Genomic DNA, 9,693 nt, shown 5'->3' with positions numbered 1-9,693 from the left:
TGCCTTTGCGCACCCAACGAGCCTCTGCATCAACACCGGGCTTACCACTTCTGAGTTCATACTGATAGGCCTCCTCTTGATCCAATGCATCCTGCGAGTGAGTATCCTCTCTATCCTCGGCCACTTCTATGACCACACTCCCATCGGGAGCATAAGGGCTGTCTACAATACTGGCATCCACAATGGCGCCTTGGTCAATACGGCTAATGCCATGCTTCTTGAACTGCTTGTTCAACTCTCTAAGGAGTTTATCCATAATCCCTAGACGCGTTAGCTCCGAGCGAAAGCGGCTGATGGTGCTATGATCGGGAGAGGGATAGCCAAGTTCTAAGCCTAGGAATTCACTGAAAAGCAGAGAGTCATTGATACGTTCCTCAACCTCATAATCGCTCAAACCATACCAAGTCTCTAGCAAAAGGATCTTGAACATCAGCAAGGCATCGTAGGCAGGGTTGCCTACGGCATTCTGTGTCTTGGTGTACTTCTTGTTCAGCAGGGTGCGGATACCTCGCCAATCAACGCAAGCATTGATTTGGCGGAGAAAGGAGTGCTTNGTCGATACAGTTAATTACATATTAAAGATAGTAATAATCAGAGATATATACAACGTTTCTAACCGAAAAGAGGCAAAATGCCGTGCAACGGTCTCTTTGAGAACTTGCAGGCGGTCAGCGCTGCCATAGTCCCGAAACAATTTAACCTGTCAATATCCGGAAAAAATCTTTTTAGCGTATTTATTCTAGTTTTCTTGGGTAAGCCTCCAGATTTTCGTAGGTAAGGAGAGAAATTTATGTACGTACAGAAATTTGCTTACCTTCGAAGCGTGATAGAACACATTACTAACCAATAATTTATGTTATTATGATTAAGATTAAAGCAGTAGAGCGAAAAGCATCATTCGTCAAGGGGGCTGGTAAAACGCTTTGGTACCCTGCAATCCACTTGCATTCTGACGTGAAGTTCGAGGAATTTATCGAACTCGTGGCGGACGAAACGACAGTCTCTTCGGCTGATGTTAAGGCGGTGTTTGACCGTGCAGCCAAAGTGCTTGTTCGTCTACTTCAAGATGGCAAGAGCGTGGATTGTGGCGATATGGGGACTTATCGCCCAAGCATCACCGCAAAGACGGGTTCGGGTGTTGATAGTGCAGATAAGGTTGGCGTTGAACTCGTGGACAAGGCGAAGGTCATCTTTACCCCTCGTGTGAAAGTCAAGACGGCACTCAAGGGCGTTCGCTTGGAGCGAGCCGAGCGTGTGCTTGATGTTGCCTACAATTCTTCGGGCAAGAAAAAGAACGAAAAGCCCAAAGACGGAGGCTCTTCTCCTATCGACAATGACGACCACGTAGGACTGTAAGCGTATGGTAAACTGTTAGAAATAAGAATTATGTCATTAAAAGAAAAGGTAGAGGCTATTTCCTCAAAGATTATTCTCCTCGTAATCGCTTGTGGTGTTTGGGTTATTGTTCTGCAGAATGCAGGAGTTATCCCAACGTCTCAGAATGTGTATGTAACAGGAGGATATGTTGATGGTAGCGTATCGGTTAGGAATACTGTAGACATACGGGGAAGTGTAGATGTGGACAACACAGTGGATGTAAATCTGAAGAGGATAAATGGCAAGCGAAATGCTTTTTATGATTTTGAGGGAGACCAAAATTATGTAAGAATTCCGGTTTATACAGGAACTTGGTAAATCCATCCAGACAAAGACTGCAGTCGGGGTAGAGGCTATCCTTTGTAACCTGCAAGACGCACTCCGCCTTGTTGTTCAGCTCTGTGCCGATATGTCCTCGGGCGTTGTCGTCGCCCTTGTTGAGGTGCAGCACGGTGTGCAGGTGGATGTTTCGCTCGCCTGTCCACTTCATCAAGTCGCCCACAAGGCGTGTCGCCTCGGTGGAGTTGTTGATGTCGAGCATTAGGTCACGGATGCCGTCGATGACAACCAAGCCCACGTCGGGCGTGTTGTATATGGCATAGCGGATAATCTCTCTGCGTTGGTTGGGGTCGGCGATGGCTCTGAGGTGGCTGAATTGCAATCGTTCGGGTTCTCGGTCGAGCGGTAGCCCTGCCAGCCTTAGGATGCGTTGCATTACCAGCTGGCAGTGGTAAGGGCTTTGCTCGGTGTCGAAGTAGAGGATATTACGCTTGCTATCGGGAAAGCACGCCCGATATTCCAGCACCTGTCTATCAGCGAGGGCAGAGGCAGCCAAGGCACTCACATTGAAAGTCTTCTTCGCCTTGGCTTTCCCTGTCGAGACGCTGAAGTTGCCGAGCGTGCCAATGACGGCATCGTCCACACGCAGCACAATAGGCGGTAGGCTAAACTTGTCCGTCACTCGAATGAGCGACTGCTGCCAAATGCTCTCGTAGTCTGGCGTATTCATCTGCGTGCTCCTGTTTTGCGACCAGCCAACTCGAGGGCGAGGTCAGCGTCCACGATAATCTTGCGCCCTACCTGCGTGATGGCTCAGTCTATCTTGCCACTCTGCTTGATGCGATTGGCGATGGGGAGGCTACAGCCGAAAAGGCGAGCGATGCCCGATAATCCATACACATAGCGTCTTTGTTCTTTGGAGGGGCTTTCCTCCGTAGTCGTATTACTGGGCTGCGAGCCGTGGCGAGCAAGGAAGAGCAATTCCTCGCCAGTCATCTGCCATACGGGCTTGCCCAAAAGTTCTTCTAAAATCATACTTAATTGCAGTTTTATGGTGAATACTTTTGCCCTTGCACATCGGGCTATCAGTCAGCTCTGACACTGCAAAAGTATGGGCTAATTGTCTGTTTATGAAAGGGTAATGAGGTTGCAGGAGATGCAAGGAAAAGGCAGGAAATCACAAGCCCTCACTCCACCGTCCTCAACACGCATTTTGATACAAAAAGAGGCTCGCAGAGCATCACCGTCCCCGAACCTCTCGTCACGTTTCGCCCTCTCCGAGCCCTACCTCTTGGTTTTCCGTGTTAAATAGGGAAATCCCCTCGCCCCTCTGCTCATAACTTCGTATTTTTGTAAGTAAAACAGATTTAACTGATGGCAAAGAAGGAAGCGCAAACGGATATATGGGTGTACGATTTGTTGAAATCCGCCCACATTACATTAGAATATCAAGGCTCTACTATCGCAGAGATAGATAAAGCCCTCAAAACTGCGTCTAAGGCAGATACAGGAAAATCGGGTAAGCCTGAGTTCATCGGAGTCGTCAAGGACTTTGTGATCGTGATAGAGAACAAGGTGGATACTGCTATGCACGAATGCCGAGATAAGCAAAATAATCTGCTCGAAGACACTGCTAGTAAGCAGGACTATGCCCTAAATGGGGCACTGCACTATGCTAAGCATTTAATCAAGCATACTAGCTACAAAAAAGTTATAGCCCTAGGCGTATCGGGCGATGAAAAGCGACATCGTATTACTCCGGTTTTTATAGATGATAGTCTCTATCCTAAAGAGTTGGCGGATGTAGAAACTTTCGTGTCGTTTAATGAGGCGAATATCGACCGTTACTACCATCGCGAGGTTTTGCAGGAGGCGAGTGAAGAGGAGAAGACTACAGTTGAAATCTTAAAAGATGCGGAAACGCTTCACGAAATGCTCTGGAAGGGAGGACTCACGAACCAAGAGAAGCCACTCGTGGTTTCCGGTATCCTTTTGGCTCTTCGAGAGGAAAGTTTCAAGGGGTTCTCCATAGACGATCTTACGGGAGATAGCGTCAAGTCTGACGGAAAAAAGATATATGATGCCATCGAAGCCAATCTGACTCGAGCCAATGTATCCCCTACGACCAAGCGAGATAAGATATTGGCTCAGTTTGCCGTGATCAGGGACAATCGTAAAATCAATGACAAAGACCCTAAGAGCCAACGCACCCTGCTAAGAGAGTACACCGAGTTTCTCCGAGAGAGTATTCATCGCTCTATCCTTTATACACAGTCTGCCGATGACTATTTGGGCTTGTTCTACGGGGAGTTTATGTCGTACTCAGGTAAAGATGGACAAAACCTTGGCATTGTCTTGACCCCGAAGCACATTACAGAGCTCTTTTGCGATTTGGTTAGTCTCAAGCCTACAGATAGAGTGCTTGACCCTTGTTGTGGTACAGGTGGCTTCTTGATTGCAGCTATGCACTCCATGCTTGCCCAAACGGAGGATGCCAACCAACAACGTTCTATTCGTAAGGAACAGCTGATGGGCATAGAACTCCAAGACTATATGTTTACCATTGCCACAACTAATATGATATTGCGTGGCGATGGTAAGAGCAACTTGCACAATCTGGATTTTCTTGCCGAATCGCCCAGTAAGATTCAAAAAGAGATGCACTGCACAGTAGGAATGATGAATCCTCCTTACTCACAGGGGAGCAAAGAGGATCCGGATAAATATGAGATAGCCTTCACTGAGCACCTGCTAAACTCCTTGAGTGAAGATGCAAGAGCATTGGTGATTATCCCCCAATCATCTGTTACGGGGAAAACAACAGTAGAGAAATCTATTAAACGCAACATCCTCAAGCATCATACACTCGAAGGGGTAATTACACTGAATAATAACACTTTCTATGGCGTGGGGACAAATCCCTGTATCGCCATATTTACGGCAGGTGTTCCTCACTCCCAAAACAAGAAGTGTAAGTTCATCAACTTTGAGGATGATGGTTTCTCGGTTGCTAAACATGTAGGCTTGGTCGATAATGGCACCGCCAAAGACCGCAGGCAGCATCTGCTTGATGTTTGGAACGGACGGACAGAGGCAGAGAGCAAGTTTTGTGTAGAAACGACCATCGAAGCCGAGGACGAATGGCTACATTCGTTCTACTATTTTAATGATGAAATCCCGAGCGAGGACGATTTTCGCAAAACGATGGCAGATTACCTCTCCTTTCAGTTCAATATGATTACTCACGGAAGAGGATACCTCTTCGAAAAAGGAGCCTGCGATGAAGAGTAAATTGAAATTGACGGATAGGGTGTGGAGAGAGTTCCTGTTCTGTGATGTTTTTGAGATTGTTGATGGTTACTACAATAAAAAACCTCCCAAAGATGAGAAAGGGAGGCTACCATTTCTTGGTGCGACTCAGTATAATAATGGATTAACTGGATTTACTACCGAACACAATGTGAAGCTATACGACAAGGTTGGAGGTACAACAATGCCAGATGTTTGTAGACGGCTTTACAACGGAGGTTGTATTGCAATAACGAATAATGGCTCGGTCGGGCATGCCTACTATCAAGCAGGCGTTTTTACATGTAGTCATGACATAACAGTTGTCTATCTTAAGGATGGAGACATGACAAAAGAGATTGCTCTATTTCTCATTCCATCTATTCAAAAAGCAGGACAAGCATTTGCCTATGCCAAGAAGTGGCGCCCAATTCGAATGAGGCGATCAAAGCTTTTGCTACCTACAACTTCCAACGGCACTCCCGATTGGGCTTTTATGGAAGCCTATATGAAGCAGGTTGAGAAGGAACTATTTTCTGAAGCCCTACCTAAACTTGAGCAACAACTCCTTGATAATATCATTACGCTTGGGGCTCTTGAAGATAGGGAGTGGAAAGAATTCTTATTCTCTGATGTGTTTACTAAGATACAGAGAGGGAAGCGCTTAAAGAAAGACGATCACATTAAGGGAAAAGTGCCTTATGTATCCTCAACAGCCAATAACAATGGTCTTGATGGCTTTGTTGGAAATACAGAGCGAGTACGGATATTCTCCGATTGTATCACGTTAGCTAATAGTGGTAGCGTGGGGAGTGCATTCTTTCAAGAATTTGCTTTTGTAGCCAGTGACCATGTTACTGCGTTGAAGATAAAAGGAATGGACAAATATGTCTACCTTTTTATGCTTCCCATCATTGGTCGGTTGTCAGAGAAGTATGGCTTTAATCGAGAAATTAATGATACTCGTATTAGCCGTGAGAAGCTTTTGCTACCTGTAACCTACGATGGTACTCCTGACTGGGGGTTTATGTCTGCTTTTATGAAAAGAGTGGAGCAAGAAACCCTACTTCCTGCCCTCCGACACTTCAAGAGTAAAAAGTGTAATCAAATGTTAATGGGGGGGGGTAAAATAAGACCCTACTTTATGGAAGATGTTGTACAGATTATCAATGGTGTACGCCTAACCAAGGCTGATATGACGGCAGGCAGTCGCCCCTTCGTAGGTGCTTCGGAGGGGGCAAATGGTGTGACGGAGTTTGTCGGTAACATTAACGCAAGCCTAGATGGCAACGTGTTGGGCGTAAATTACAATGGTAGTGTGGGATTTTCGTTCTATCACCCTTACGAGGCTTTATTCTCGGATGATGTGAAGCGAGTGAGATGGAAAGACGAAACAGCCAACAACAAGTACAACCTCCTTTATCTCTCTACCGCTATAACACAGCAAAGAGGTAAATATGCCTATGGCTACAAGTTTAATGCCCAGCGGATGAAGCGCCAAATCATCATGCTGCCGTCTTTGCCCGATGGCACGCCCGACTTTGCTTATATGGAACACACCATGCGTGTGATGGAGTATGATGTACTTAGTGAATATCTAAAACGAGTAAGCAATGAGTGACGAAGTAACCAAGAAAAAAGAGATTCTGATAAGACGAAATCAGATTATTTCCTTTGATAGTGAAGGGGTTTACCGTAATGGTGCTAAAGTAGAGGAATCCAACGGAGCTGAAAAGAACTATGAAGAGCGAGCAAAAGCAGAAATACAAAGCTTCTGTAATGAATTCTTTCGCCAATCCTTTAAACACATAGTCGTACTTGCAGCAGCAGGAACATCCCTTGACAATGGTAGTAATAAAGGAAAGACGAGAGATGGCTTATGGGAAGAAGGGAAAGAAACTATAGAGGAATTATGCAAAATTCTATGGACAAGCGAAACGGAAAAGTCCACAAGGATTGTAAAGGACAAGGACATAGAGGCATTGCTATCTCATGTATTGCTTGTAGAAAAAGCAGATGAGGAGAAAGCACAAACGCTTAAGTCTCTTCGGGGAAAATTAGAAAAGATCATACGAGATTCCTGTAAACTGAATTTAGATGTTGGCAATGCCCCTCACAATACTTTTCTTGATAAAATTACTGCCCGTAAAGCTAGCGAGCCAAGAGTCCAACTCTTCACAACGAACTATGACACCCTTTTTGAGCAAGCTGCACAAAGAGGTGGCTATATCGTGATAGATGGCTTCTCATTCTCCTTCCCTAGAACTTTCTCTGGACGATATTTTGATTATGATATCGTTCAGAGAGAGCAAACTAGAATCAAAGGCGAAGAGAGCTTTGTGTCGAAGGTCTTTCATCTGTACAAGATGCATGGTTCTTTGACTTGGGAACGAACAGAGTATGGAATGACTCAACAGGTAAACTCTACAGAGACTCCTCTCATTGTTTACCCAGCCTCGGATAAGTATGAAAGCTCGTATGAGCAACCTTACTTTGAAATGATGTCTCGCTTCCAACAGGCTCTGAGAAGAGAGAATACCCTGCTGATAGTCATAGGATTTGGTTTTAAAGATAAACACATTCAGAATGTAATTCTTGAAGCGGTAAATCAGAATCCAAGTTTTCAGCTCGTTATCGTAAACTATAATGGCGATGAAACCATTAATAGAAAAGAGCTCAAAGAGTACTTCGAAGGCAATGTGGTAAAACGTAATGTATCCATAGTCTTTGATACATTCAAGGGCTTTACAGACAGCTTACCCGAGAATAAAATATACTCATCTAATGGAGAATCTATTCAATCATAATCATTTCCTAGGCTACGTCAATGAGGTTGCTCCGCAGTATATTCGTATTCATTTCCCTTCATCAAGTCTGCTCCAATCGTTCTACCATGGAGGACTTCCTATGTCTGGAGGACATGTTGGTTGCTTGGTAGCGATAGAGGGGGAGCAATACGGGTTCTTAGCTAGAATTACAGATTTGAATCTTCCTGATAGTGAACGGAAGAGTCTTACTGAAAGAGCTATACTAGAAGATGAGTCTACTTTTCACCCCTCAGGGAAGGCAGAACTTCTTTTGTCCTTTGATGTATATAATCCGTCAAAGACCGAGAAAACTGTAGGGCGCTATCCTCATATTGGGTCTAAGGTATATGCCTGCTCCAATGAGCTGATAAGTGGGTATGTTTCACGATTTGGAGGTGATGAGAGTACTATTCATGGTTCACTTGGTAAGCTGACATCGAACAATGTTGAATGTAATATCTCGTTGGATGCACTATTCGGTCGACACTGTGCAGTCCTTGGGACTACAGGAGGCGGGAAGAGCTGGACTATGGCTAAATTGATGGAGCAAGTCCAATCTAAGACCCACAACAAGATAATCCTAATAGATGCAACAGGCGAGTACGTGAAACTAAGCAATGCCGAGCATTGCATAGTAGGTGAAGACTCTTATTTCCCCTATTTTCAGCTCTCAAATAGTGACTTTTGCTCATTATTTCGTGAACACTCGCCAAATACGTCTACTATTCTCTGTGAGGCTATCAATACGTTAAGACTTGTTAATGAAGGAAGGCTGACGTCAGGAGTGAAGGTTGGGATGACTGTTGCTGATCTGTCTGTGAAGATCTCTCAGAATCTACCAGCCTGCATAAGGGCAGATTTTGATTTGCAAAGGTTATATGAGCAAGTGAGAAATGAGTGTGTAAAGGAACAAGGTGGAAAATACGTTGAAGATGCATTTAAGCTAGGATATAGTGCTCACTTACTGGCTCGAATTAATTTATTTTTGCAGAATGAGACGGTCAAGTCTGCTTTTGGGCTGAATAAGCAAGCAGGAGACAATTCTCCACGATCCATAATGGAAGCCATTGAGACTTTCTGTAATGGGGAGAGTTCTATACTGCGGATAGGCTTTGAAGAGTTGTCGTATGACTTCGCAGTCAGGGAGATTATTGTGGATCTCATTGCTAATCAACTCTTAAGGAAGGGGCGGCAGAATACATTTAAGGAGAAGCCTATTCTGATGTTTGTAGATGAAGCACACCAATTCCTAAACAAAAGGATAAGTGCGGATGATGATACATCTTTTTATCTTCAAGGTATTGAGCTTATAGCGAAAGAAGCACGTAAGTATGGTTTGTTCTTATGTCTTTCAACACAAATGCCGAGAGATATTCCATTAGGTATACTTAGCCAAATGGGGACATTTATCGTTCATCGTTTAATAAACGAGCAGGACAAAAAGGCTATAGAGAGTGCAGCTTCGTCCCTGAATAAGAGTATGTTATCTTTCATGCCTACTATGGGAGCGGGAGAAGCTTTGCTTATGGGAGTAGACTTTCCTATGCCTCTACTCCTAAAGATTGACCCTCCAGTACAAAAGCCACAATCGGAAACTCCAAAGCTGAGTAAGAAGAATATCAAGAATTAGTTTTTGGGTGTAGAAAAGGGTGTAAATCACACAACTCGCTGATTTACACCCTTGTTTGCGGAGAGAGAGGGATTCGAACCCCCGGAACCTCTCAGTTCAACGGTTTTCAAGACCGCCGCAATCGACCACTCTGCCATCTCTCCAAGGAAAGTGATTTCCTTTTCGACTGCAAAGGTAAGAAGAATTTTGAAACGACCAAATCTAAAAGCGAAATGTGCACATTCCTCCTTCCAGCGCAACAATGTTGATCTAAGTTAGTCCTAAAACTTGGCTTGGCGTTAGGTATCCTAGCCGTTTTCTGGGTCTTCGATT

6 protein-coding genes, 1 tRNA gene and 2 pseudogenes are annotated in these 9,693 nt (G+C 44.6%); 5 read left to right on the top strand and 4 right to left on the bottom strand.

Annotation, left to right across the window (positions count from 1 at the left end; translation table 11 throughout):
* On the bottom strand, positions 1-430 hold a 430-nt coding region (locus tag HQ48_RS07510; protein WP_200879867.1), incomplete at its 3' end, for a transposase.
* Between the two features lie 431 nt (positions 431-861).
* Between HQ48_RS07510 and HQ48_RS07505 the strand changes: the two genes are divergently transcribed.
* The gene (locus HQ48_RS07505) at positions 862-1,356 is read left to right on the top strand and encodes an HU family DNA-binding protein (RefSeq protein WP_044232900.1); all 495 of its coding nucleotides are present in this window, start codon (positions 862-864) and stop codon (positions 1,354-1,356) included.
* A 354-nt stretch (positions 1,357-1,710) separates the two neighbouring features.
* Here the strand turns inward: HQ48_RS07505 and HQ48_RS07500 are convergent.
* Positions 1,711-2,386, bottom strand: a pseudogene (locus HQ48_RS07500) (AAA family ATPase); the annotation flags it as partial.
* Positions 2,383-2,691 (bottom strand): annotated as a pseudogene (locus HQ48_RS07495) (DUF3853 family protein). The pseudogenes HQ48_RS07495 and HQ48_RS07500, both read right to left, overlap by 4 nt.
* 339 nt (positions 2,692-3,030) lie before the next feature.
* Here HQ48_RS07495 and HQ48_RS07490 point away from each other — a divergent pair.
* Genes HQ48_RS07490 through HQ48_RS07475 form a run of 4 tightly spaced genes read left to right on the top strand, consistent with a single transcriptional unit; the run spans position 3,031 to position 9,381 of the window.
* Positions 3,031-4,947, top strand: coding sequence for a class I SAM-dependent DNA methyltransferase (locus HQ48_RS07490; protein ID WP_044232897.1), 1,917 nt, complete (start codon positions 3,031-3,033; stop codon positions 4,945-4,947).
* A complete protein-coding gene (locus HQ48_RS07485) occupies positions 4,937-6,565 on the top strand; it encodes a restriction endonuclease subunit S (RefSeq protein WP_044232896.1) in 1,629 nt (542 codons plus the stop codon). Before HQ48_RS07490 ends, HQ48_RS07485 begins: the two co-directional genes overlap by 11 nt.
* A complete protein-coding gene (locus HQ48_RS07480) occupies positions 6,558-7,751 on the top strand; it encodes an SIR2 family protein (RefSeq protein ID WP_044232894.1) in 1,194 nt (397 codons plus the stop codon). The genes HQ48_RS07485 and HQ48_RS07480 overlap by 8 nt, the downstream gene beginning before the upstream one ends.
* A complete protein-coding gene (locus HQ48_RS07475; RefSeq protein WP_044232893.1) occupies positions 7,729-9,381 on the top strand; it encodes an ATP-binding protein in 1,653 nt (550 codons plus the stop codon). The genes HQ48_RS07480 and HQ48_RS07475 overlap by 23 nt, the downstream gene beginning before the upstream one ends.
* Before the next feature lie 58 nt (positions 9,382-9,439).
* Here the strand turns inward: HQ48_RS07475 and HQ48_RS07470 are convergent.
* A tRNA-Ser gene (locus tag HQ48_RS07470) sits at positions 9,440-9,524 on the bottom strand.
* Positions 9,525-9,693 lie beyond the last annotated feature (169 nt).

Source organism: Porphyromonas sp. COT-290 OH3588 (assembly GCF_000769075.1).
In the GTDB taxonomy this organism is placed as follows: Bacteria; Bacteroidota; Bacteroidia; order Bacteroidales; family Porphyromonadaceae; genus Porphyromonas.
Note: the sequence above shows the minus strand (reverse complement) of the source record. Positions and strands in the feature narration are given on the sequence as shown.

Coding starts and splice junctions, on each gene's coding strand:
- HQ48_RS07505 (WP_044232900.1), top strand. CDS start 862: ATGATTAAGATTAAAGCAGTAGAGCGAAAAGCATCATTCGTCAAGGGG.
- HQ48_RS07475 (WP_044232893.1), top strand. CDS start 7,729: ATGGAGAATCTATTCAATCATAATCATTTCCTAGGCTACGTCAATGAG.
- HQ48_RS07480 (WP_044232894.1), top strand. CDS start 6,558: ATGAGTGACGAAGTAACCAAGAAAAAAGAGATTCTGATAAGACGAAAT.
- HQ48_RS07485 (WP_044232896.1), top strand. CDS start 4,937: ATGAAGAGTAAATTGAAATTGACGGATAGGGTGTGGAGAGAGTTCCTG.
- HQ48_RS07490 (WP_044232897.1), top strand. CDS start 3,031: ATGGCAAAGAAGGAAGCGCAAACGGATATATGGGTGTACGATTTGTTG.